This window comes from Stenotrophomonas sp. (assembly GCF_032099025.1).
Lineage (GTDB): Bacteria > Pseudomonadota > Gammaproteobacteria > Xanthomonadales > Xanthomonadaceae > Stenotrophomonas.
Map to the genome: position 1 here is coordinate 71,409 of NZ_DAMCID010000009.1, position 23,282 is coordinate 94,690.

Here is a 23,282-nt window from a genome sequence, read left to right on the forward strand (position 1 = left end):
GCCAGGAACCCGATGTCCGCTATTGCCCCGGCGTCCTCGACGCCTCCGCTGCCTCCCGCCCTGCCGCAGCCTCCGCGCCGCAAGCCCGGCTCTCCGGTGGCCGGTTTCCTGATTGACCTCGGTATCGCAACCCTCACCCTGCTCGCCCTGAGCATGGTCGGTGGGTTGTTCTGGGGCATGTACCGCGCGGTGGTGGTCGCTCGCGAAGGCGGCGTCTCGCTGGACGAAGGCCTGGTCCAGCAGGTGGGCCAGCCCGGTGCACTCGCACAGATCCTGCTGGCCCTGTTCGCCACGGGCGGCGCAGCGCTGCTGCTCTACTTCACGCGTCGGCGCGCCGATGCCGCCGAACGCAGCGCCTCGGTGCAGGCCGCACGGCGGCCGTCCACCTGGGGCTGGACCCTGGTTGTCGCCACCGCCGTGGTGATCGGCAGCAACCTGATCGCGTGGCTGGCCAAACAGGCCGGCGTTGAACCGGTGCCCACCAACCTGGCCCTGATGGAACAGGCCATGGCGCGTTTTCCCTGGTTCCTGGCGCTGTTCGCCGTGGTGCTGGCGCCCGCCTACGAAGAACTCCTGTTCCGCCGCGTGCTGTTCGGCCGCCTGTGGCAGGCCGGCCGCCCTTGGCTGGGCATGCTGCTCAGCAGCCTGGCCTTCGCTCTCGTGCATGAGGTACCTGGTACCAGCGCCAATGGTCCGTGGGAAATTGCCCAGCTGTGGCTGGTCTATGGCGGCATGGGCGCGGCGTTCGCCTGGCTGTACCGGCGCACCGGTACCCTGTGGGCGCCGATCGCCGCGCATGCCCTGAACAACGCCATCGCCTTGGGTGCGCTGGTTTTCCTTGGGGTGCACTGAACGTGTCGGCTTGACGAAACCTTACGTCCAACCCCGCCACACTGCAGACATGAACACGGAGTCCCCGCCTTGAAACCCTTGCTGCTCGGACTTGCCATCACGCTGCTGGTCAGCGCCTGCGCCACCACCACCTCGCCCACCGGGCGCCGTCAGATGGTGGGCGGCGTTTCACAGACCGAGCTGGATCAGCTGGGCGCACAGGCGTTCGCGGAGACCAAGCAGAAGGAAAAGATCAGCACCGATGGCCGCCAGAACGGCTACGTGCAATGCGTCGTGAACGCATTGGTGGCCCAGTTGCCATCTCAGTACCGTGGCGTACGGTGGGAGACGGCGGTGTTCGTCGATCCCGAACCGAACGCCTTCGCCCTGCCCGGCGGCAAGGTCGGCGTGAACACCGGCATCTTCACCGTCGCCAAGAACCAGGACCAGCTGGCCGCCGTGATCGGGCATGAGATCGGGCATGTCATCTCGCGCCACCACGAGGAACGCCTGACCCGCCAGATGGGCGCGCAGACCGGCCTGGCCGTGCTGGGGGCGCTCGCGGGCGCCGCCTACGGCGAGGGCGCAGCCAGCACCGTCAGCCAGTTCGGCGGTGCCGGCGCGCAGGCCGCCTTCCTGCTGCCCGGTTCGCGCACCCAGGAGAGCGAGGCCGACGTGGTCGGGCAGCGGCTGATGGCCGAGGCCGGCTTCGACCCCGCCCAGGCGGTCAATCTCTGGCAGAACATGATGGCCGCCAGTGGCGGTCGTTCGCCGCAATGGCTGTCCACCCACCCTGATCCTGCCAACCGGATCCGGGAACTGCAGCGGGATGCTCCCTCGCTGGGAGGTGTATTCCAGCAGGCCCAAGCTGCCGGCAGGCGCCCCAAGTGCGGCTGATTCGACTAAAGGATGCTGTGATGCAGCATCGGAAACGATTTCTCATGCCACCGGTTTCTGATACGTTTGGCGGCTCAGATTTTTCTGACAGTCCGTTTTGACCCCGCCGCGGCGGTTCGATCGAGGTGAAAGATGATTTTCAGCAACCACAAGCAAGCCGTGCTTACCGTTCTCATCGCGACCGCCCTCGGTGGCGTTGTGGTCACTGATGCCGTTGCCCAGACCCGTGAGCGCAGCAGCGAGCGTCGCGGAGGCAAGGAGGCCAAGGCCGAGGTGATGTTCCCGGATGCCACCCGCGCAGAGCCGAACATCAAGGCGTCGCCGAAGCTGGGCAAGCAGCTGCAGAAATTGATCGACAGCTACAACGATCAGAAGTTCCCGGAGACCCGCGCCCTGGCCGATGAAATCCTGGCCAACAGCGCCGCGAACGCCTACGACAAGTCGCTGGCCGCCCAGCTGGCTGCGCAGGCCGCCTACGGCGACGACGACACTGCAGCCGCCAAGAAGTACCTGCAGCAGGTGCTGGAACTGGGCGGCCTGGACAACAACGGCCATTACCAGTCGATGCTGATGCTGGGCCAGCTGCAGATCCAGGACGACCAGACCACCGAAGGCCTGGCGACGCTGGACAGATATTTCGCCGAAACCAAGTCGACCAAGCCGGAACAGCTGATCATCAAGGGCCAGGCCCTGTACCAGCTGGAGCGGTACCAGGACGCGATCCCGGTGTTGAAGCAGGCCATCACCGCTGCCGGCGCCGACGCCAAGGACAGCTGGCGCCAGCTGTTGATGGCCGCCATGTCCGAAGCCGGCCAGACCGGTGAAGCTGTCGCGGAAGCCGAAGCCATCGCCAAGCGCAGCCCGGACGACAAGAAGGCCCAGATGAACCTGGCCAGCATGTACATGCAGGCCGACCAGATGGACAAGGCCGCTGCGGCGATGGACACGCTGTACAAGAGCGGCAAGTTGACCGACGAGCGCGAGTACAAGCAGCTCTACTCGATCTACGCCAACACCGAGAACAAGGAAAAGGAAGTCATTGCTGTTATCAATGACGGGCTGCAGAAGGGCATCCTGAAGCCGGACTACCAGGTGTACCTGGCCCAGGCCCAGGCGTACTACTACTCCGAGCCGCAGCAGGCAGACAAAGCAATTGAAGCGTGGAAGCTCGCTGCCCCGCTTTCCAAGGACGGTGAAACCTACTTGAACCTGGCACGCGTTTTGCATGCCGAGGGTCGGATTCCGGAGGCCAAGGAAGCGGCCCGCCAGGCCAAGGCCAAGGGTGTGAAGAATCCGAAAGATGCGGACAAAATCATCAACCTGAAGTAAGTAGGAATAACGCCTGAACGCCTGCGACAATCGTGCGCAGGCGCTCAGGATTGGTATAAGCTTGGAGGTTCCTGCGGTGTCATGCACCGCTGATCATGGGCTACCTGTCCTCGGGTACCCGGCCCCACTAATGAGCTCTTGGCGCATGACGGAACAACTAGTCGTTCACAGGTACGAACAACGCGATGACACCGGCCTCAGCTGGCCGCGCATCGTGGGTATCGCCTTTGTAATCGCATTGCATCTCGCCGCCCTGATGCTGCTTCTGATCCCGGCCGTGGCCCCCAAGGCCGCTACGGAGAAAGAACGCAACATCATGGTGACCCTGGTCGACGCTCCGCCGCCGCCCCCACCGCCGCCGCCGCCGCCGCCGCCGACTGAAACGCCGCCGCCGCCGGTCAAGAACCTCTCGCCGCCGAAGCCGTCGCCCGTTCCGCCGCCGCCGCAGGCGCCGGTGATCGATGTGCCGGAACCGCGTCCGAACGACATCGTCACGCCGCCGTCTCCGCCGAGTCCGCCGCAGCCGCCGAGTTCGATCGAGGCCAGCGTCGATATCTCGTCGAAGAACATGAACCCCCCGCGTTACCCGCCGGCCGCATTCCGCGCAGGTATCCAGGGTGAAGTCATCCTGATCATTGATGTCGATGCCAACGGCAACGTCACCAATGTGTCGGTCGAACGGTCCAGCCGTAACCGTGACCTCGACCGCGCCGCGATGGAAGCAGCTCGCAAGTGGAGCTTCCGTTCTGCGGAGTCGGGCGGGAAGAAGGTCGCAGGTCGCGTTCGCGTCCCGGTCAACTTTGCGCTGAACTGACAGTGGTCGGTGGCCCGCCGGCCACCTCCCTGCCGGTTATTTACTAGCAACACTAATTATCACCACACACAACAAAGGTAAGCGTCATGCTGCAGGAACTCTTCATCGCCGCTGCTGCCGGGGGCAACTCTGGGAACGCCCTCTCGCAGATGGGCTTCGAACACCTTCTCCACGAAATGACCACCAAGCCGGGTGACTTCGCGGTTTCCTGGGTCGTGCTGCTGACCCTGGTCATCATGTCGGCCATGTCCTGGTACTGGACTGTCATCAACATCTTCCGTGCTACCCGCCTGAAGAGCGCTGCCGACAAGGTCGTGAGCCTGTTCTGGGATACCCCGAACGCCCAGGACGCCATCCGTGCGATGGAAGAACAGCCGGCTTCCGAGCCGTTCTCGAAGATCGCTCTGGACGCTGCCCAGGCGGCTGCCCACCACCAGCGTGCCGAAGGCGGTGCCACCGGTGGCCTGGGTGAGAGCCTGAGCCGTTCGGAATTCGTCGACCGCGCCCTGCGTCAGGCCGTGACCCGCGAAAGCAACAACCTGCAGTCGGGCATGACCCTGCTGGCCACCGTCGGTGCAACCGCTCCGTTCGTCGGTCTGCTCGGTACCGTGTGGGGCATCTACGGCGCGCTGATCAAGATCGGTGCCACCGGTTCCGCCTCGATCGACGCCGTTGCCGGCCCGGTGGGTGAAGCACTGATCATGACCGCCATCGGTCTGTTCGTGGCTATCCCGGCCGTGTTCGCCTTCAACTTCTTCAGCAAGATCAACAGCGCCACGATCAGCAAGTTCGATACGTTCGCTCACGACCTGCACGACTTCTTCGCTACCGGTTCGCGCGTCCGCTAATTGCGACGCGCTGTACCCAGCGAGAACGTAGTCAACACGATCTAGACGGAGCCCGTTATGGCTTTCAGTAGTGGTAACAGCGGCGGCCCCATGGCCGACATCAACGTTACGCCCCTCGTGGACGTGATGCTGGTGCTGCTGATCATCTTCATCATCACGGCGCCCCTGATGTCCCACAAGGTCAAGGTCGATCTGCCCGAGGCCAACCTGGTGCAGAACCCGGAAGATGCGGCCGATCGCAAGGGCCCCATCACCCTCGCGGTGAAGGAAGACGGCTCGATTTACTGGAACGACGAAGAGATCGACAAGCAGACTCTCGAGTCGCGCCTGGCGACCGCCGCCCAGCAGACCCCCCAGCCCCCGCTCAATCTGCGTGGTGACCGCACCACCAAGATGCGTGTCATCAACGAGATGACCAAGATTGCGCAGGAGCAGGGCATGCTCGACGTTGGCTTCGTTGCCACCAAAGAGAAGGGGCAGTAAGCCATGGCATTCAGTTCTGGTGGTGGCAAAGGCCCCATGGCCGACATCAACGTGACGCCCCTCGTGGACGTGATGCTGGTGCTGTTGATCATCTTCATCGTTACCGCGCCGATCATGACGTACCCGATCGCCGTGGACCTGCCGCAGCGCGTGCTCAACCCACCGCCGCAGCTGGTCGAACCGCCGCCGCCGATCGAGCTGCGGATCGACGCCAGCAACCAGGTGACCTGGAACAACAGCCCGATCGCAACGGGCGAACTCCAGCAGCGCATGGAGCAGGAAGTGCAGCGTGACCCGACCAACCAGCCGGAACTGCGCATCGACGCAAGCCCGGACTCCGAGTACGACGTGATGGCCAAGGTACTGGCCGCCGCGAAGAATGCTCAGATGAAGAAGATCGGGTTCCAGCAGCAACAGTAATACGCAAGACCAAGTCATGACGCGACTGGAAAACGCCCTTGGAAACAGGGGCGTTTTTTTTTGCACGCAACGGACGCATGTGTCCGGCTATCATCCGCGCATGCTCGCCACTTACCCCGCGCTCGCCGACTGGCTCCACTGGCTGGATGCCGTTCCGCACCTGCGCCCGCTGCTCATTGCCGCCTACGTGCTGTACCTGCTGTGGCTGACCGGCTGGATCATGCTGCAGAAGCGCGAACCGGTGGCCACGCTCAGCTGGATCCTGTCGCTGGCCGCCCTGCCCTACCTGGGGCTCTTCATCTATTACCTACTGGGCCCGCAGAAGGTGAAACGGCAGCGGCTGCGCCGCGGGCGCGCCCGCTCCGGCATGGAGCACTACAGCAGCGTGTGCCCGCCCGATGCCGACTGCACCGAGCTGGCCAAGATCGCCCAGGCCACCACCGGCCTGTCGCCCAGTTCGGCCACCGAAGTGGAGTGGTTGGTCGACGGGGCGCAGACCTATGCCGCGCTGCTGGCCGCCGTGGCCGAGGCACGCGACCACCTGCACGTGGAGTACTACATCTTCAACCCGGACCATGCGGGCACCGCCTTGCGCGATGCGCTGGTCGAGCGTGCCCGTGCGGGCGTGCGCGTACGCCTGCTGCTGGATGCGGTGGGTTCCTCGGCCATCCGCAAGCGCTTCCTGCAGCCGTTGCTCGACGCCGGTGGCGAAGTCGCGTGGTTCCATCCACGCCAGCTGCTCAAGCCGTTCAAGCGGCCCTGGTTGAACATGCGCACCCACCGCAAGCTGGTGGTCATCGATGGCCGCGTGGCCTTCACCGGCGGCATCAACATTACCGACGAGGAAGACGAGAGCCGCAACGCCGACGCGTACCGCGACCTGCACATGCGGCTCAAAGGCCACGTGGTGCGCAGCCTGCAGCTGGTCTTCATCGAAGACTGGATCTACGCCACCGGCGAGCCGAAGGATCGCTTCGCCATTGCCCAGCTGTGGCCCAACGACATGCCCAGCCGCCAGGACGGTTCGATCAACGCACAGGTGCTGGTATCCGGGCCGGATTCGTCCTGGGAGACCATCCACCGCCTGCAGGTGGCGGCCATCCATGAGGCGCGTGAACGCGTCTGGCTGGTGACGCCCTACTTCGTGCCAGGCGAGGCGGCGCGCATGGCGCTGACCTCGGCCGCGCTGGGCGGGCTGGACGTGCGCCTGCTGGTGCCGAAGATGAGCGACTCGTGGTTCGTCACCCAGGCCGCGCGCTCGTACTTCGACGAGCTGCTGCAGTCCGGGGTGAAGATCTACGAATACGGCCCGCGCATGCTGCATACCAAGGCCTTCATCGCCGACGGCGATGTGTGCATCGCCGGCAGCGCCAACTTCGACCACCGCAGCTTCCGGCTCAATTTCGAGTTGTCGATGATGATCAGCGACCCGGGCCGCGTGGCCGCGCTGGAGAAGATCCTGGCCGCCGAGTTCGCCGCTTCCACCCCGGTTCGCAACGACCGCGGGCGCTCGCTCTGGCTGCACCGCGTACCCGAGGCCTTTGCCCGCCTGGCCTCGCCGCTGCTGTAGCCACCGCCACGTGGAACCGGAGTGGGTGGCGGCGCTACACTGGCCCGGTCAAAACGGGGAGTCATGACAATGTATTGGCTGTTCCTGCTGCTGGCGATCGGCTGCTTCGCCTTCGCCATCAAAACACCGTCCACCGGCATCATGATGCTCTCGCTGCTGGGCGCCCTGCTGTTCTTCCTGGCCTGGGTGCGTGGCCGCTACGTGGCCCAGTTCGGCGACGCGCAGAGCGGCATGCAGAGTGACATCCACAGCGTCATCGACCCCACCGAACTGCGCCGGCTGCGCGAGCAGGCCCAGGCCCGCCGTGACGCCCAGCGCGATGAGAGCGATATCCCGTAAGGCCATGACCCAGCTCAGCGTCAACGTGAACAAGATCGCCGTCCTGCGCAATTCGCGCGGCGGCCAGGACCCCGACGTGCTGCAGGCCGCCGCTGCCTGCCTGGACGCCGGCGCGCACGGCATCACCGTGCATCCGCGCCCCGACCGCCGGCATATCCATGCCGAAGACGTGATCGCGCTGTCGGCGCTCACCACCGCGCGCGGCGTCGAATTCAATATCGAAGGCAACCCCTTCGCGCCGCCGCGCCCGGGCTACCCCGGCCTGCTGCCGCTGTGCGCGCAGACCCGTCCGGCCCAGGCGACGCTGGTACCGGATGGCGATGGCCAGCTCACCTCCGATCACGGCGTCGACTTCAGCCGCGACGCCGAGCGCCTGCGCCCGCTGATCGCCGAACTGAAATCGTACGGCTGCCGGGTCAGCCTGTTCGTCGACGCCGGCAACCCGGACCTGGCCCAGGCGGCAGCCATCGGCGCCGACCGCATCGAGCTCTACACCGGCCCTTACGCCGAGGCGCACGCTGCCGGCGACGCCGCGGTCATGCTCGCCCTGTTCGCCGACGCCGCCCGACGTGCCCAAGCCGCCGGCTTGGGCGTCAACGCCGGCCATGACCTCTCGCAGGACAACCTGCGCGACTTCCTGCAGACCGTGCCCGACGTGCTGGAAGTGTCCATCGGCCACGCCCTGATCAGCGAAGCCCTGTACGCGGGCTTGGACACCACCGTGAAGGCCTACCTCGCCCTGCTCTGAAGGGCACATGCCGGTCATCTAACACCTGTCCCGAGCACCCCGGTAGTGCCGGCCGCTGGCCGGCTCCCTTACACCGCCAGTCAACCCAGTAACGCCGCGGTTCCGGTGGATCCTACCGCCTGGCTCTGCCCGGCCCTTCTCCGCGCACATTCCCCTGCCGATCAATATTCGTGCCTTAAAGGGACCCCCCCAACCACGCCCAACAAGTGCCTGTGGATAACCCTGGGGAACAAACCCCAACGATTCAGCCAGAACCTAACAGGGGCGCGCATTCCGCTTCCCTCCCCGCCTGTGGTTAGTAATACTACTAACCCATGCACACACAGCCGACAGCATTCCTCGCCCCGCCAAGGTCTCAGCCCCTGAGACACCCCAGCGATAGCCTTTGACGATGGGTATCGCGATCAAGGGCCGAGGCTCCACCACACACCTGGCGGGCCGCTTCGAGGTCACCGTCAGCGAAGCCATGGACGACGGCTGGGAACCCGACGACAGCGAAGAATTCGCCACCCCTCGCCTGCGCACCGAGGTGCGCGCCGAAACCGCGCGCAGCATCATCAGCCGCAACAAGTCCCCGGACGTGGGCTTCAGCCAATCGGTCAACCCGTACCGCGGCTGCGAGCACGGCTGCTCGTACTGCTTCGCCCGCCCTTCGCATGCGTACCTCAACCTCTCGCCGGGCCTGGACTTCGAAACCAAGCTGTTCGCCAAGACCAACGCCCCACAGCTCCTGCGCAAGGAATTCTCGCGCCCTGCGTACGTGCCGCTGCCCATCGCGCTCGGTATCAACACCGACGCCTACCAGCCGATCGAGCGCAAGCTCAAACTCACTCGACAGTTGATCGAAGTGATGCTGGAAACCCAGCACCCGTTCTCCCTGATCACCAAGAACGCCCTGGTCGAGCGCGACATCGACCTGCTCGCCCCGCTGGCGGAAAAGAACCTGGTCAGCGTGCACTTCTCGGTGACTTCGCTGGACCCGCACCTGTCCGCCAAGCTGGAACCGCGCGCGTCCGCACCACACGCACGCCTGCGCGCCATGCGCCGCCTGCACGACGCCGGCATCCCCGTGGGCGTGATGGTCGCGCCGGTGATTCCCTGGATCAACGACGCGGAACTGGAAGCCGTACTCGAGGCCGCCCACGATGCGGGTGCAACCACCGCCGGCTACGTCCTGCTGCGGCTCCCACTGGAAGTGGCCCCGCTGTTCCGCGACTGGCTGGACACCCACCATCCGGACCGCGCCGCGCATGTCATGAGCACCATCAACCAGCTGCGCGGTGGCAAGGACTACAACAGCGAATTCGGCACCCGCATGCGCGGCGAAGGCGTCTACGCCGACCTGCTTTCCAACCGTTTCAGGCTGGCCCGCAAGCGCATCGGCTTCGACGCGCAGAACAGCCATTGGCCGAAGCTGGATTGCACGAAGTTCCTGCGGCCGTTTCCGCCGCGCGAGGATTCGCCGCAGGGGGCGTTGTTCTGAGGGGGGGGCGCGCGCGCGTCCAACCGGTGAAACCACGCTCCGTACGACCCAGGCAATCACGCAACTGCGCGACCACGCAACCGCGTAACGACGCGACCACGCGACCACGCGACGGGGTAGAGCGGACTGTTAGTCCGCTGCTCCTGGCGACCAACCCGCAACCCCAAGCGCTTCGCGCCAGCGGACTAACAGTCCGCTCTACCCCGTCGTGATAGCCGGAGATTCACTTCCCGACCTGCACGTCCATGTCGTGCGATGAGCGAACACGGGAGCCGACCTCGGCTTCAAGTCCCACCCCAGCGTCCTTCTGAGACGCCATCACGCTGTCGATCCACTCGACATAGCGCGAGATGCGGACGTTATGCACCACCTGACCATAGAACCCCGCTTCCAGGGCATGCTCGGGCACGGCTGTGATCCACGATCCAAGCCCAACCAGCTCCCAGCCGTCGCTGTCGCGGATCATCAGCGGGCCACCGCTGTCGCCGCTTCCCAGCACGCCTTCGAGAGGCACACCGTGCGGGCCGCGATCAAACCGATACCACAGATAGCGATCATTCCCACCGGTAATGGCGTTATCCGCGCGCCGCAGCATCGTGCGATGTGGATCATTCCGGTTCTGACCGATGGCACCGTTACCGGTGGCGCCCTTCCCGACGAGCGTGGCGACGCGAGCCAGCTCCTCACTGCCGCGATAGAGCCGCAAGGACGCCACGTCCGCTACAGGCAACGCGAGCTTGATGAGAGCGATGTCATCCGAATGCGCTAGAAAGGCGTGGATCTTCGATGCGTTGCCGCTTGCCAGCGCTTCCTGCCCCAAGGCGTCAGGCATTCTCTTGTAGCCCGGGTGCAGGAAGACGCGTTCGACCAGGTAAGCCTTGCCATTGATCACTATCTCCGACCCCATGCCTTCCATCGGCACCGCGTGAGCCGCAGTCACTACCCACTGCGGCGCGATGAGTGCGCCGTGCCCTTCCCCGGGCATGTCTGCTAGTGCCGGAAAGGCAGCAGCGTCGATCCGGTACGCGGCGTCGTCAACGTCGTCCCGAATGACAATGGCGCCGGCAGTGATCGGGAGGGTGATGAGAACCAGAAAAAGCCAGCGTGTCATGTGTCTATGCATCCCCTGAATGCGTCGGTTTCAAGCGTGGCGGGAGCACAGAAGTGCCATATGTGCCGCGGTCTCCAATCAGGCTAGCCGAGCCGGCCCGGGTCAGAAACCACCGTCCGACAAAGCGTGGATCGGCGCGACGAAAGCCGAAAAATGGCAGGTGAACCCACGTGCTGAGCGCGGCATGCCATCCCTCGCAGGACAGCAGAATATCCTCCTGGGTCGCAATGCATTCCCGCGCGCCGCGAGATGATACGGTGCGTCCAACCTGTTGCGGATGGCAGTCCATGATGAAGCAACGCCTCAGACGCTACGCCATGCCTCTCCTGGCCATTGCCGCAGTCGCAGGCTGCGCGTCCAGCGGGAGAGAGCGCGCCAGCAGCGCACCATTGCTGACTCGATCACTGACCGCGGAAGGGCATGACGCGATATCCCTGACAGGGCTCCTCCATGGCCGCGTTGTCGACAGCAACGGATGCTTCGTACTGCGTGGCAACGGTGAAGATCGGGCCGTGGTGTTCGCCCCACGGTTCATCCTTGACCGCACGCGTGGAATCATCAGGGATGACGCATCTGGTCGATCATTGAAACTCGGCAGGTTCTCCTCCTATGGAGGCGGCAATACCTCGCGCGGGGAGGTCGGCGCAGAGGGGCCTGCCATTCCCGCGAGTTGCCCGGGGAGCTGGGTGCGAATTGATGAACTGGAAGGCCGTCCGAGCTGACCGCCCACACAGTCCTTTGTGCGACACCAACACTGGCTTCTGTACGGACCAGCCCCGCCCCGGGCGACGGGGTAGAGCGGACTGTTAGTCCGCTGCTCGCCGCGACCAATCGTCAACATCAGGCGCCACCCCGTCAGCGGACTAACAGTCCACTCTACCGAGTCAGCGGACTAACAGTCCGCTCTACCCCGTCGGCGGACTAACAGTCCGCTCTACCCTGTCGGCGGACTAACAGTCCGCGCTACCCCCTTACCCGCTCCGCAGCGATCACGGATACATCGGGAATATCCACGTCCTGGGCACCGAGCTCCACCGGTAGTGCCGCACCTGGAGGCGAGCGATGGGGCGGCCAGTGGCGATCTCCGTACGAATCGGGATCAGGCTGTTCTCCCAGGCCAGCGGCACCTCGGCGAGCCGGGTCGGTTGTGCGGGTTTCAGCGGAGCGACAATGAGCTGCTCCGAGGGCATCTCGTTGCCGTCTTCATCCAGCGGGACGACCACGCTGTACAGACCGGTCTTCTCCTTCCATGTCTGCCTGCCCTGCACCAGCGTGGCACGATGCGCCGCCGGCCACAGTACCGTCGCATCCGGGTTGAGCGTTGAATGCTCGCCCGTCGCCAGCGTCTCGGACGTCTCGAAGGCGTAAACCTCGGCGTCCACCGACATGCGCACGGCCTCAATCTGACCCAGCAGCGCACGCGGTGCCCCCAGCGGCAGATGGAACGGGAAGTTCAGCTCGTTCTGTGCGGCCGAGTATTTTTCCGGGAAGAACAGCGTCCGCGTCACCGTCTGCGCCTCCAGACCGGCAATGGGCGCACCGCGCGCATCCAGCAGCTCCACACCGTGCAGGCGGGACATCAGCACAGGCTCATGCTGCACACGCCGCGCACCCGGACGCACCGCTGCGGCGGCGCGGGCGCCGATGGCGAGCCATCGACCGCTGCCATCCTCTGCGGGAATCCACAGCGAGCCCATGTAAGGCTCCAGTGCGGGCAAAGCGCCGGCACCCACCATGTACTGCTCCAGCTCAGCCAACGCTGCCGACTGCTGCGTGTACGCCGAAGCGTCTGGCGAAGGGTTGCTGAAAGGAGGGCGTTGCAGCTGGTGGTTGATCTGCTCGACGTACCCCACATAGCTCTGCAGGTCCTCGGCCATGTGCAGCATGAGGTCATGGCGCGTGTCGGCCAGATGTACACGGTGCAGGGACGCCGGCGCCGTCCTGGTCGCCGCGTGGCTTACTTCCATCCGCAGTTCGATCGGCATGCCGTCTGCGCGCTGCACCACCAGCCGTCCCTCGCCTTGGACGCCAGCCGCTGCCATGGTCATGTCCATCAACACCGCCGTGGGCGTTACCTCAAGCACACGCAGCTTCGCCTTGAAGCTCGCGTAAGGCTCGATGCGCTGCCAGCTGTTGATGCTGTCGCCCACGGCGACGGTTCGTGGCAGCACCACCGGGCGCAGCCCGGGTGCCTGGTAACCGGCCAGCACGATCTCCGCCTCAGCCGGCGCCTTCTTCGCCAGTGTGGACCACGCCTTCTGATCCACGGGCCGCAACGGGCCGGACTCCCCCTCCTGCGTTACCTGCGCGACGAATCCGTCCTGCAGCACATCGAGGAGCCTGTCGTCCTTGCCGGGCTCGAGATCCAGCGGATAGTGCGACTTGCCTGCCGCATCCACCCGCTGCATCCAGAGCGGGGCCAGCAGCACCTGAGGCGCGCCGCGCGGCGATGCCTGCAGCGTGGCGCGATAGTAGCCCGACTGCGAAACTTCATCGCCCGCGTCCAAGCCACTGCTGATCGCGTGGCGAACGTAGTACACCGACGCATCGTCATGGCCTGATTCCTCCGCTGCCGACACTCCGGCAACCAGAAGCAACGCCATTACGCCGATCGTATGGAAACGTACCGGTAGATCCATCTGGCTTGCCTTCCTCAACACATCAACAACCAGGCAGTGTAGCAATGCAGCTTTCCTGCGCGTCCTGGTTGCTGTCCGCCATTCTCACATACACATCCGGCACCGCCTTCAGGAACTCGCCCACCCGCCCGAGCTGTATCTCAAGGTCGTCAGGAACGGTGGTGCCAGCTGTCAGCAGTGCCGCCTCGCAGCGCTGCAGGAAGGTCTCATCCAGGCGGCTATTGGACTCCAGCAACACCGTGACCGTCGCTTGCTCGGCCCATGCCAACGGCGCGAGCGCGAACTGCATGCTGCCCAGTGCGGACAGCGGCGCGTAGTCGCGGCCCGGCAACAGCAGCGAGACCTCCTGCGGCTTCACCTCCTTCAGCGTCTGCGGACGATGCAATGCCCACGCCTGCATGCGGTGGTGGCCCGGCACAGGGGCTACAGTTCCATTCACTGCTGCGGCCAGTGCAGCCAGCCCTGCATCCACATCCATCGCGTAGGGCGCCAACTCGCGCAGGTCCAACTCCAACCACAGCTGGATCATGCCCACCCCCGGCCCGCTGGCACGCGCTACGCCCGCCTCCGCCAATACGGGAAGCAGGATCGACCGCACCGCGTCTTCCAGCTGCGAAGCGCTGCGTGTGGCGCTGGTGAGGGTAAGGAACACCGTGGGTGCGATGGCGTCTTCCGGCGGTAGCAGTGCAGGCGGCGATGCGTTGATCGGCTCCGCCCTGCTCTGCGTGCAGGCAGAGACCAATAGAGCGCTGGCAAGGCCAGCAAGCAGGCGACGGCGATTGGGCAGGAGTGTTTCATGCATCGGTAAAGGATACCGGCCCACACGTCTGCTGCCGACGTCATCCGGCCCGCAACGCATACATCAGGTGAAAACGCATGTCTCACCGATTTCACGCCCGCTCGCGCAGCCTCTCATGGCCAGCTGCAGTTGCAGCGTCCAAGTAGAGCGCATATTCCATGAGCAGCCGAATTGATTACCCCGATCGAGGCCCACTAGGGCCCGACATCGCCGTAGTAACCGAAACCTCCGTCATTGAACCCGCACCGGAGAGCGCGGTGTCGTGGGGCGCGATCCTGGCCGGTGCCGTGGCCGCCGCGGCGCTGTCGCTCATCCTGTTGATTCTGGGGGTCGGGCTGGGCCTGTCCTCGGTGTCGCCGTGGTCCTTTGAGGGCGTCTCCAAAGAAACCTTCGGTTGGGGCAGCATTGTCTGGTTGACGCTTACCGCGTTGGCGGCGTCCGGCCTCGGTGGCTATCTCGCCGGTCGACTGCGCACCAAGTGGACCCGTCTCCATGGCGACGAAACCTACTTCCGCGACACGGCCCACGGCTTCGTGTCGTGGGCAGTGGCCACGCTCCTTACCGCAGGCCTGCTGACGTCGGCCATCGGTGGCGTCCTGGGTACGGGCGTCAAAGCTGCCGGCGCCACCGCAGGCGCGGCGGCAACCACCGCAGGTGCCGCGACGGCAGGTGCAGGGGCAGCAGCCATGGGCACCGAAGAGGGCGATCTGAACTACTGGGTGGATTCGCTGTTCCGCAGCGCCTCCACCCCGGTCGATGCACCGCCGCCGCCGGCCGATCCGGCTGCACCGGTGGATCCCTCGGCGATGGTCGCCGGCGCAGGTCCACGCAGCGCGCCGCCGCCGCGTCCGATGCCGGGCCGTGGTCCGGGCGGTGATCGTCGCGAAGTGCGCGCCGAGATCAACCGCATCATCGTCACCAGCCTGCAGTCGGAAGGCCTGAACCCGGCCGACAAGCAGTACCTGGCGCAAGTGGTCGCCCGTGAGACGGGCATGAGCCAGGCCGAGGCAGAGGCACGCGTCACCGACATCCAGACGCGCATGCGTGCCGCCCTGGAAGACGCAAAGAACAAGGCCAAGCAGGTGGCGGACGATGCCCGCAAGGCCACCGCCTACGCCGCGCTGTGGCTGTTCATCACGCTGCTGATCGGTGCGTTCTTCGCCAGCCTGAGTGCCACCTGGGGCGGCCGTCGCCGTGACCTGTAATTCCACCCACTACCAAGGAGACCAGCCATGAAGACCTTGCTGCTTTGGGCGCTTGGCGTTCCGATTCCGCTGTTGATCCTGTACGCGATCTTCTTCTGAGCATCGCAGCTACGTAAACCATCAGGCCGCCAACAGGCGGCCTGATGCGTTGAGCGTCATACCTGGGCAGTAGACTTGTCCTACCTGGGAGGCGGAGATTGCGCTCCCGGGACGCCGAAGCCCACATGCAAACGGAATGCCCTTCAATGACCGTGACCCCACGGATGCCGCATCGTCGCGGCGCTCGAGTGACGACCCTGACCGCTCTGCTGTTTGCCGCACTGGCCGCCCCGGCGGCGCACGCGCTCGACGCCGCGCAATGGCAGGCCGTCGCACCTTCGGTCCAGGCTGCGCTGGAGTGCCAGGCAAAGCCTGATACGGCCGCGAAGGCGTGGAAGACGCTGCCCCGCGACGCGTCCGGTGGAATCAAGACGATCACGCCGCCTGCGCCCTTTGCGGTGTTCGGGTTGCCGGTGCGGGACGTATCCATCTTCATCGACCCGGATGGCGAACTGGGCGAAAGCTACACCGCCGAGATCGGCGCTGGTTCGGCTGCTGTACGCAAGGCAGCGAAGCTCAACGCGGAGGGTGGGCGTACCACCACGATGGGCGAGCTCATGCTGAGCGACGATGGCGCCGCGAAGCTGACCTGCACCGTGGCGGGTAGCTACGATGAAAGCGACTATCAGGAAAACTGACCACAGGGCGCGGATCCGTCCAGGTTCAACTTCTGCTGCGTGTTCAGCATCATCGATTTCTGGTCGCTGGTTCTTTTGTTGCCCCGCAGGCGCGATCACCAGCTGCCGCGCGGGGTCTCGCAAGTCGTTGAATGGACGATGGGAGCAGGCACGTGCGGTGCCGTTCCGGCAGGGCGCTGCGGCTCAGATTTCCCTCTCGCATGCGAGCGCGCTGCGGACGACGGAGAGGAGGGAGTCAGTACGAGGCACCCATCCCAGCGTTTCCCGGATCTTCGCGATGTTGGCCACCATGAAAGGAACCTCTTGAAGCCTGCGATCGAGCAGACACAGGGGAACCGCCGCACGGGCTTCGATCTCAACTGCGCGCACCACGTCAATGAGCGAATGTCCCTGTCCGGACCCACAGTTCAGGACAATTGAACTCCCACCGCCGTTCAGATAGTCAACCGCGTTCACATGTGCTCGGGCAACGTCATCCACATCAGCGTAATCCCTTATGCTTGTTCCGTCCTTCGTAGGAAAGTCCCAACCGAAGACGGGCACGTTGGCTCTGCGACCAGCGGCGACTTGACAAGCGACGTTTACAAGCCGCGCAGGATTCCCTGATGTCCCGGAAAATCCTTCTCCCCGGTATGCACCGGCGACGTTGAAGCACCGCAGTACAACGCATCTGAGTCCAACCTCACGCGAGAGGTTCAACAAGTGCTGCTCGACTGCGAGCTTGTCGACGCCGTATGGGCTCAACGGCACTGTCGGACACGTCTCATCCACAATGCATCCGTCGCGGGACGGTCCGTACACAGCGCACGTCGACGTAAAGACCACCTTCGAGACGCCAGACCTGACGACGGTATTGAACACAGCTGCCAGGGGCGATTCAACACACAGGCGTGCATGCGCCGTAGTGGGACATGGGAGCTCATGTTGGGTCGCGGCAGCATAGATGATCGTATCGATGCAATGCTCAGCAACAATCTGAGTCAGCATTGCCGGAGCAAACAAGTCTCCGGCATAAAACCATGATCCGGCCACGCAATTGGCGGATCCCGTGCTCAAGTCATCGACGACGACCACGTCTCGGCCTGCCGCAAATAGCAGACGTACGACGTGGCTGCCAATGTACCCCGCTCCCCCAATCACGAGCACCGGTGGCGTCACACTCGACATGCACAGACTCGACGCAAAAGAGGTCCTTTGTCAGTGCACGATGATGGCCTTGAGCGCTGGATCGGTTGAGAAAACAAACCGGCTTTGGAAGTGATCACCTGTACTTTCGATTGCCTCAATGAATCCATACGTGGCTGCACCAGGGTCATCGTGTAGTCGGCTCAGCCATGCGTCGTGATCCGCTACGGATCCGGCAGTTACAGATCCCATGCAGACACTGAGGCCGCAGGATAGGTTCCCGACGGCACCCCTTGATCCAACCGCACGCTCAAACGCATCGCGATAGTGCTTGGCCAGGTCCTGAGCTTCCATGCTCCTATTCTCGTCGTTGCTCATTTCCTGAAGTGCTTTGGAGAAAGCCTCTCTCGACTCAATGATCTGATCGGTCATGTTGGCCGAGATACCGTCCAGCTCGACCAATGCAGATTCGGCTGGAAGGTAAGTCATATTTCCGGGGACCGTCGCTTCCGGATTCGAGGCCGAGATCGGCCGCAGGGTAGACCCCGCTGACGAGGTCCCGCGCAGCGGGCTGTTCATAGGAACCTGGTCGGCCAGCTCGTTGGTTGAGCGAGCTTCATGCCTTGCCTGGGCTTCAGTCTCCAACCCTCCAGCCGAGCATCCCGCGCACTGAAGCATTACTGCGAAAAGCACACAGCCCACAGGCCTCACAAATAGATCTCTTCGATCACTCAACAAGGTACGCCGCTGATTCACCGCCTCACCCCTCACAAATCCAGATTTGATTGCAGTTCGGCGGGGGCGTCGACATCAGCCTTCGCCTGTGAGTCTCACCACCTGCAGCATCAACGACCCGGGCGGTGCCATCTCTCACCAATATCTCGCAGCGTGTCTGACAGGTATACCTGTAGCCGTTGTAATCCATGGTCTGTGCGGCCGATGACTCTCCCGTAGCGACCGCCAGGCCCGTACCCAGTAGTAGTCCGCTTAAAACACGTGTGCTCACATGGATGTCCCTATGTCGCTGGTCGAATTGCCAGCGCCAACAAGCATTCATCGATGCGTCGGATCCAACACTCGTATTTGTCCTAAATCCACTGCACGCTAAGGCAAATGTGATTTCCGTCGCAAAGCACTCTCTGCTGTCGATTGCATTCTTTCTGCATGAGAGATCAGCACCGTATATTCGTACAGATTCCGAGCTACCGAGATCCGCAACTCGTAGCGACCTTGTTTGACTTGGCCGAGCAGGCTTCGTCCCCCTCCAGGATTCGTGTTGTGGTGTGCTGGCAACATGGGCCTGAGGAGGGCATCGACGCATTTCAGTCAGCCGGAATCGCGTTGGTGGCTACCGTGGTCAACGAAGACCGCTTGGTGCATTCGCTTGTGATTCGCGGGGTTGCGATTGAACTGATAGATATTCCGTTTCTGGAAGCAGAAGGTGCTGGGTGGGCGCGGAGCGTTGCACAGCAACGCTACCGGGGCGAGATGTACAACCTTCAGATTGATGCACACCACCGGTTCGCCAAAGACTGGGACAGCGAGATGATCGGCATGCTGGAAGAACTCAAGGCTGTTTCGCCGAAGCCGCTGTTGACTGGCCACCCACCCGCGTTCTGGCCGGAAACCTATCCCGAGGGTCGTCAGGAGCGGGGCGCGGTGATGTTTGCTGACAAGTTCACGGCAGACGGGATCATTCGATTCAAGGCCGAGATGATTCCCGAAGATCAATCGCGAGTCCGCCCATTGCGTGCTCGCTTCATGAGTGGCGGGTTCGTGTTTTCTGAAGGTGCCTTCGTCAATGAAGTTCCGCAGGATCCACACCACTTCTTCGCTACAGAAGAGATCGTCATGACGGTCAGAGCGTACACTCACGGCTTCGACATGTTTCACCCACATCGGCCTTTGCTGTGGCACTACTACGGCACTCCATCGCCGAAGGTCTGGGACGATCACATGGATGACTCGAAGGTGCGCGGCCGTGTTGGGCGTTCCGTCGACGAGAGGATGGCTGCGTCTGCGCAGCGCGCGATGTCGCTGTTGGGATTGTCAGGCGAGTCAGACGAAGGCGCCGGATACGATTTCCAACTGGGCGTTGAGCGGACGCTGCGCGACTATGAAAGGTACGCGGGATTGAGCTTCACCCATAGAGGTATTCATAAGAGCGCCCTGGTGAAGACGGAGCCCGATGACTCGCTTGGATCCGCACCTGATGCCGACTGGAAAAATGAGCTGATCTGCAAGCGCACCCTGCGGGTGGTCGTTTCGTACGAACCAAATGAGAGCATTAGTCTTGATTCCGTTCAGGTGTCGATGGAGACAGAGTGCGGCGACGCGATCGTCATCAAGAACCTCACACGCCTGGACATCGCTACACTCACTGCTACATCCACCGTAGAGCTCCTGCACGAGCACTCCTCCGGTCCCCAGCACCTACCCGTGGCATTCGTGATCGAGGCCATTACGAGCCATCCTGATGCCCAGCAGTTTTTCTCTGTGGCCGCGCAGGAGATTCAGGACTGAAGCCCGGTGCTGCCCTATAGGCCTCACCCACCCCCATACAGCTTCTCCGCGCTCTGGAACAGGATCCAGCTTGTCGCAATGAACTTGTCCCCACCCTGTGGCCGATTCCCCCGGTGGGTGTGCGTGAATGCGGTGGGGGCGATCAGCAGGCTGCCGGTGCGCGGGGCGATCCTGCGGTCCTGGAACAGGAACTCGGTTTCGCCCGCCTCGAATTCATCATTGAGGTAGAGCGTCCACAGCAGGTGCCGATGCAGGGTCTCGCCGGCCGGGTCGCGCGGGTACAGCTCGCAGTGCCAGTAGGGATAGCCGCCCTCGCCTGCCGCATACCACTGCAGGTTGATGGCGCCCGGGCGCAGGCAGGTGCGGGCCAGTTCGGACAGGGCGCTGTCGTCCATGCCGGGGAAATCCTCGGCCTTCAGGCGGCGTGCGCTGCCATCGTTGTCTTGTACCTGCAACATCAGCGGGGAGATCAGCGCCTGTGGATAACGGCGTAGATAAGTCAAAACGCCGCTGAATACCGCCTGCTGCAGCTGGATTTCCGCCTGGCGCCACTCGGGGCGGCCGCTGATGCGGAGATCCTTGCTGTGCTTGAGTTCCGGGAATACACCGCTGCCTACTTCGCCGGGCTGCAACTGTGCGCTGGCGCGCATCTGGGCCAGGAGGGTGGCGCAGGTTTCGGCGGGTAGTGCGTTGTGGATTACTTCTATGAAGTCGAGCGGTGTTTCGGCCGTCATGGGGTCATCCGTGGGCGTTTGAGCCCGATGGTGACCGCTGGGAGGACCGATGTCACCCCGTTGCCATGTGTGGCAACGGGGGATGTCTGGAGGTGTGTCGTGCGTCGCGGAACGCGACAGCGGACTAACAGTCCGCTCTACCCAGTCGGCGACGCCCCAATCGGCGACGTCCCAGGTGGTGGTGCGCCAGTCGCCGACACCCGGCTACGCCTGCGCGGTGTCGTGCTCGCGGTGGTAGCGGGTGGCTGCGGCTACTTCGTTGCGGGAGCCGAGGAAGACCGGTACGCGCTGGTGCAGCTGGTCGGGCTGGATGTCCAGGATGCGCTCGCGGCCGGTGGTGGCGGCGCCGCCGGCCTGTTCCACCAGCAGGCCCATGGGGTTGGCTTCGTACATCAGGCGCAGCTTGCCGGCCTTGGACGGGTCTTTCCTGTCCCACGGGTAGATGAAGATGCCGCCGCGGGTGAGGATGCGGTGCACGTCGGCGACCATGCTGGCGATCCAGCGCATGTTGAAGTTCTTGCCGCGCGCGCCTTCCTTGCCGTCCAGCAGGTCCTGCACGTAGCCCTGCATCGGGGCTTCCCAGTGGCGCTGGTTGGACATGTTGATGGCAAATTCCTGGGTGTCCGCCGGGATCTGCATGTTCGGCGTGGTCAGCACGAACTCGCCCTTTTCGCGGTCCAGGGTGAAGGCGTGGGTGCCGTGGCCCACGGTGAGCACCATCTGGGTGCTGGGCCCGTAGATGCAGTAACCGGCAGCCACCTGGCTGGTGCCCGGCTGCAGGAAGCTGGCGTCGTTGGGCTGTTCGGTGCCCGGCGGGCAGCGCAGGACGGAGAAGATGGTGCCGACCGAGACGTTCACGTCGATGTTGGAGCTGCCATCGAGGGGATCGAACAGCAGCAGGAAGTCGCCGCGCGGGTAGGTGTCCGGCACGGGCTGGCAGTGGTCCATTTCCTCGGAGGCGCAGGCGGCGAGGTGGCCGCCCCAGGCGTTGGCCTCGAGCAGGATCTCGTTGCTGATCACGTCCAGCTTCTTCTGCGCTTCGCCCTGCACGTTGCCGGTGCCGGCATCGCCGAGCACGCCGCCCAGTGCGCCCTTGCTGACCGCGATGGAAATGCTGGTGCAGGCGCGGGCGACGACGGCAATCAGCTGGCGCAGGTCGGCGTTGATGCGGCCGGCATGCTGCTCTTCAATCAGGTAACGGGTCAGCGAGGTGGGGGACATGGAGGGGCTGCCAACGATATTCGGGGCCGTATTGTCGCCCGTTCGCCAAGGCAATACGAGGTAACCGGACACGTAACCGGTTTCAGGGTGCGCGCGTGCGGAAAGAAAAACGGCCGCACAAGGCGGCCGGTCTTCATTTCACCGTTGTCGCTGCTCAGCCCTTGGCGATGGTCGCCACGGCCTTGGCCACGTACTCCAGGTTGCCCTGGTTCAGCGCGGCCACGCAGATGCGGCCGGTGCCGACGGCGTAGATGCCGTACTCGTCACGCAGGCGGTCCACCTGCGGGCGGGTCAGGCCCGAGTACGAGAACATGCCGGCCTGGTCGTTGATGAAGGCGTACTCCGGCGCACCGGCGGCCACCAGCTTGTCCACCAGGCCGTGGCGCAGGGCGTGGATGCGCTCGCGCATCTCGGTCAGCTCCGCTTCCCACAGCTGGCGCAGCTCGGGGCTGGTCAACACGCCGGCCACCAGCGCGGCGCCGTGGTTGGACGGGCTGGAGTAGATGGTGCGGATGATGCGCTTGACCTGCGACTGCACCGCCTTGGCGGCGTTGGCGTCCGGAGCGACCACCGACAACGCACCGACGCGCTCGCCGTACAGCGAGAACGACTTCGAGTACGAGTTGGCCACCACGAAGCTGTCGATGCCGGCCTCGGCGATGATGCGCACGGCGGCGCCATCTTCGGTGATGCCCTTGTCGAAGCCCTGGTAGGCCATGTCGATGAACGGGAACAGCTCGCGTTCCTTCAGCAGTTCGGCCACCTGCTTCCACTGCGCGACAGTGAGGTCGGCGCCGGTGGGGTTGTGGCAGCACGCGTGCAGCAGCACCACGGTGCCCGGCTGCAGCTTGCCCAGGTCGGCCAGCATGGCGTCGAAGTCCACGCCGTGGGTAGCCGGGTCGAAGTAGCTGTATTCCACAACGTCGAAGCCGGCCGCGCCGAACACCGCGCGGTGGTTTTCCCAGCTCGGGTTGCTGATGGCGATGGTGGCGTGCGGCAGCAGCTTGTGCAGCAGGTCCGCGCCGACGCGCAGCGCACCGCTGCCGCCGATGGTCTGCGAGGTGGCCACGCGGCCGGCGGCCAGCAGCGGCGAATCCTTGCCGAAGACCAGTTCGCGGGTGGCCTGGTTGTAGGCGGGCAGTCCGTCGATCGGCAGGTAGCCGCGCGGTTTGGCTTCATTGGCCAGCTGCTGCTCGATCTGCTTGACGGCACGGAGCAGCGGAATGCGGCCGCTTTCGTCGTAGTAGATGCCCACGCCCAGGTTGACCTTGGTCGGGCGGCTGTCGGCGTTGTATGCCTCGGTCAGGCCCAGGATCGGGTCGCCTGGGACCAGTTCCACATTTGCAAAGAAGGACACGGCGGTACTCATTCGGATGACGGAAGGGGGAGGTTTGCGCGAAACGAAGTCATCGTAACAAAGCCGTGG

The 23,282-nt window shown here is 64.2% G+C and carries 22 protein-coding genes; 14 read left to right on the forward strand and 8 right to left on the reverse strand.

Annotated elements, in window-relative coordinates:
• Positions 1-12 precede the first annotated feature (12 nt).
• The 11 genes from RT456_RS08410 (at position 13) to RT456_RS08460 (ending at position 9,762) form a co-directional block, all read left to right on the forward strand.
• Complete coding sequence (locus tag RT456_RS08410; RefSeq protein WP_313345058.1) at positions 13-852, forward strand: CPBP family intramembrane glutamic endopeptidase; 840 nt, start codon at positions 13-15, stop codon at positions 850-852.
• 69 nt (positions 853-921) lie between these two features.
• Entirely contained in the window at positions 922-1,728 is an 807-nt protein-coding gene (locus RT456_RS08415; protein ID WP_313345061.1) for a M48 family metallopeptidase, read from the forward strand.
• A 132-nt stretch (positions 1,729-1,860) separates the two neighbouring features.
• A complete protein-coding gene (locus RT456_RS08420) occupies positions 1,861-3,057 on the forward strand; it encodes a tetratricopeptide repeat protein (RefSeq protein WP_313345064.1) in 1,197 nt (398 codons plus the stop codon).
• A 256-nt stretch (positions 3,058-3,313) separates the two neighbouring features.
• Complete coding sequence (locus RT456_RS08425) at positions 3,314-3,871, forward strand: energy transducer TonB (protein ID WP_313345260.1); 558 nt, start codon at positions 3,314-3,316, stop codon at positions 3,869-3,871.
• 86 nt (positions 3,872-3,957) lie between these two features.
• A complete protein-coding gene (exbB, locus tag RT456_RS08430) occupies positions 3,958-4,719 on the forward strand; it encodes a TonB-system energizer ExbB (RefSeq protein WP_313345067.1) in 762 nt (253 codons plus the stop codon).
• Positions 4,720-4,776: 57 nt separating this feature from the next.
• A complete protein-coding gene (locus tag RT456_RS08435; protein ID WP_313345070.1) occupies positions 4,777-5,202 on the forward strand; it encodes a biopolymer transporter ExbD in 426 nt (141 codons plus the stop codon).
• Positions 5,203-5,205: 3 nt separating this feature from the next.
• Positions 5,206-5,622: a biopolymer transporter ExbD gene (locus RT456_RS08440; RefSeq protein WP_313345073.1), complete on the forward strand. Its 417-nt coding sequence runs from the start codon at positions 5,206-5,208 to the stop codon at positions 5,620-5,622.
• Positions 5,623-5,722: 100 nt separating this feature from the next.
• On the forward strand, positions 5,723-7,192 hold the full coding sequence (cls, locus tag RT456_RS08445; RefSeq protein ID WP_313345076.1) for a cardiolipin synthase: 1,470 nt from the start codon (positions 5,723-5,725) through the stop codon (positions 7,190-7,192).
• A 69-nt stretch (positions 7,193-7,261) separates the two neighbouring features.
• Positions 7,262-7,531, forward strand: a complete 270-nt coding sequence (locus tag RT456_RS08450; protein WP_313345263.1) for a hypothetical protein — start codon at positions 7,262-7,264, stop codon at positions 7,529-7,531.
• A 4-nt stretch (positions 7,532-7,535) separates the two neighbouring features.
• Entirely contained in the window at positions 7,536-8,279 is a 744-nt protein-coding gene (locus RT456_RS08455; RefSeq protein ID WP_313345079.1) for a pyridoxine 5'-phosphate synthase, read from the forward strand.
• 391 nt (positions 8,280-8,670) lie between these two features.
• Positions 8,671-9,762 (forward strand): PA0069 family radical SAM protein, encoded by a 1,092-nt coding sequence (locus RT456_RS08460; RefSeq protein WP_313345082.1) that lies wholly within the window; start codon positions 8,671-8,673, stop codon positions 9,760-9,762.
• Between the two features lie 223 nt (positions 9,763-9,985).
• Here the strand turns inward: RT456_RS08460 and RT456_RS08465 are convergent, their stop codons facing one another.
• From RT456_RS08465 to RT456_RS08475, 3 genes are all read right to left on the reverse strand, one after another.
• Positions 9,986-10,873, reverse strand: coding sequence for a trypsin-like serine protease (locus RT456_RS08465; RefSeq protein WP_313345085.1), 888 nt, complete (start codon positions 10,871-10,873; stop codon positions 9,986-9,988).
• A 989-nt stretch (positions 10,874-11,862) separates the two neighbouring features.
• The gene (locus RT456_RS08470) at positions 11,863-13,557 is read right to left on the reverse strand and encodes a hypothetical protein (RefSeq protein WP_313345088.1); all 1,695 of its coding nucleotides are present in this window, start codon (positions 13,555-13,557) and stop codon (positions 11,863-11,865) included.
• Entirely contained in the window at positions 13,535-14,314 is a 780-nt protein-coding gene (locus tag RT456_RS08475; protein WP_313345091.1) for a hypothetical protein, read from the reverse strand. Before RT456_RS08475 ends, RT456_RS08470 begins: the two co-directional genes overlap by 23 nt.
• Before the next feature lie 155 nt (positions 14,315-14,469).
• Between RT456_RS08475 and RT456_RS08480 the strand changes: the two genes are divergently transcribed.
• Together RT456_RS08480 and RT456_RS08485 are read left to right on the forward strand one after the other, a co-directional pair.
• The gene (locus RT456_RS08480) at positions 14,470-15,516 is read left to right on the forward strand and encodes a hypothetical protein (protein ID WP_313345094.1); all 1,047 of its coding nucleotides are present in this window, start codon (positions 14,470-14,472) and stop codon (positions 15,514-15,516) included.
• Positions 15,517-15,761: 245 nt separating this feature from the next.
• Positions 15,762-16,253 carry a hypothetical protein gene (locus tag RT456_RS08485; protein ID WP_313345097.1) on the forward strand — a complete coding sequence of 164 codons (492 nt, stop codon included), beginning with the start codon at positions 15,762-15,764 and terminating at the stop codon, positions 16,251-16,253.
• A gap of 183 nt (positions 16,254-16,436) precedes the next feature.
• Here the strand turns inward: RT456_RS08485 and RT456_RS08490 are convergent, their stop codons facing one another.
• On the reverse strand, positions 16,437-17,420 hold the full coding sequence (locus tag RT456_RS08490; protein WP_313345100.1) for an NAD-dependent epimerase/dehydratase family protein: 984 nt from the start codon (positions 17,418-17,420) through the stop codon (positions 16,437-16,439).
• A gap of 30 nt (positions 17,421-17,450) precedes the next feature.
• A complete protein-coding gene (locus tag RT456_RS08495; protein ID WP_313345103.1) occupies positions 17,451-17,957 on the reverse strand; it encodes a hypothetical protein in 507 nt (168 codons plus the stop codon).
• A 585-nt stretch (positions 17,958-18,542) separates the two neighbouring features.
• Between RT456_RS08495 and RT456_RS08500 the strand changes: the two genes are divergently transcribed.
• Entirely contained in the window at positions 18,543-19,901 is a 1,359-nt protein-coding gene (locus RT456_RS08500; protein ID WP_313345106.1) for a GlcNAc-transferase family protein, read from the forward strand.
• Between the two features lie 23 nt (positions 19,902-19,924).
• Here the strand turns inward: RT456_RS08500 and RT456_RS08505 are convergent, their stop codons facing one another.
• The 3 genes from RT456_RS08505 to RT456_RS08515 form a co-directional block, all read right to left on the reverse strand.
• Entirely contained in the window at positions 19,925-20,635 is a 711-nt protein-coding gene (locus RT456_RS08505; protein WP_313345108.1) for a 2OG-Fe(II) oxygenase, read from the reverse strand.
• A 204-nt stretch (positions 20,636-20,839) separates the two neighbouring features.
• Entirely contained in the window at positions 20,840-21,856 is a 1,017-nt protein-coding gene (locus RT456_RS08510; protein WP_313345110.1) for a class 1 fructose-bisphosphatase, read from the reverse strand.
• Between the two features lie 154 nt (positions 21,857-22,010).
• A complete protein-coding gene (locus RT456_RS08515; protein WP_313345113.1) occupies positions 22,011-23,213 on the reverse strand; it encodes an amino acid aminotransferase in 1,203 nt (400 codons plus the stop codon).
• Between the last annotated feature and the right edge of the window lie 69 nt (positions 23,214-23,282).

Coding starts and splice junctions, on each gene's coding strand:
- RT456_RS08510 (WP_313345110.1), bottom strand. CDS start 21,856: ATGTCCCCCACCTCGCTGACCCGTTACCTGATTGAAGAGCAGCATGCC.
- cls (WP_313345076.1), top strand. CDS start 5,723: ATGCTCGCCACTTACCCCGCGCTCGCCGACTGGCTCCACTGGCTGGAT.
- RT456_RS08425 (WP_313345260.1), top strand. CDS start 3,314: ATGCTGCTTCTGATCCCGGCCGTGGCCCCCAAGGCCGCTACGGAGAAA.
- RT456_RS08440 (WP_313345073.1), top strand. CDS start 5,206: ATGGCATTCAGTTCTGGTGGTGGCAAAGGCCCCATGGCCGACATCAAC.
- RT456_RS08420 (WP_313345064.1), top strand. CDS start 1,861: ATGATTTTCAGCAACCACAAGCAAGCCGTGCTTACCGTTCTCATCGCG.
- RT456_RS08455 (WP_313345079.1), top strand. CDS start 7,536: ATGACCCAGCTCAGCGTCAACGTGAACAAGATCGCCGTCCTGCGCAAT.
- RT456_RS08450 (WP_313345263.1), top strand. CDS start 7,262: ATGTATTGGCTGTTCCTGCTGCTGGCGATCGGCTGCTTCGCCTTCGCC.
- RT456_RS08490 (WP_313345100.1), bottom strand. CDS start 17,420: ATGTCGAGTGTGACGCCACCGGTGCTCGTGATTGGGGGAGCGGGGTAC.
- RT456_RS08410 (WP_313345058.1), top strand. CDS start 13: ATGTCCGCTATTGCCCCGGCGTCCTCGACGCCTCCGCTGCCTCCCGCC.
- RT456_RS08500 (WP_313345106.1), top strand. CDS start 18,543: ATGAGAGATCAGCACCGTATATTCGTACAGATTCCGAGCTACCGAGAT.
- RT456_RS08460 (WP_313345082.1), top strand. CDS start 8,671: ATGGGTATCGCGATCAAGGGCCGAGGCTCCACCACACACCTGGCGGGC.
- RT456_RS08475 (WP_313345091.1), bottom strand. CDS start 14,314: ATGCATGAAACACTCCTGCCCAATCGCCGTCGCCTGCTTGCTGGCCTT.
- RT456_RS08505 (WP_313345108.1), bottom strand. CDS start 20,635: ATGACGGCCGAAACACCGCTCGACTTCATAGAAGTAATCCACAACGCA.
- RT456_RS08480 (WP_313345094.1), top strand. CDS start 14,470: ATGAGCAGCCGAATTGATTACCCCGATCGAGGCCCACTAGGGCCCGAC.
- RT456_RS08435 (WP_313345070.1), top strand. CDS start 4,777: ATGGCTTTCAGTAGTGGTAACAGCGGCGGCCCCATGGCCGACATCAAC.
- RT456_RS08485 (WP_313345097.1), top strand. CDS start 15,762: ATGACCGTGACCCCACGGATGCCGCATCGTCGCGGCGCTCGAGTGACG.
- exbB (WP_313345067.1), top strand. CDS start 3,958: ATGCTGCAGGAACTCTTCATCGCCGCTGCTGCCGGGGGCAACTCTGGG.
- RT456_RS08465 (WP_313345085.1), bottom strand. CDS start 10,873: ATGACACGCTGGCTTTTTCTGGTTCTCATCACCCTCCCGATCACTGCC.
- RT456_RS08495 (WP_313345103.1), bottom strand. CDS start 17,957: ATGAACAGCCCGCTGCGCGGGACCTCGTCAGCGGGGTCTACCCTGCGG.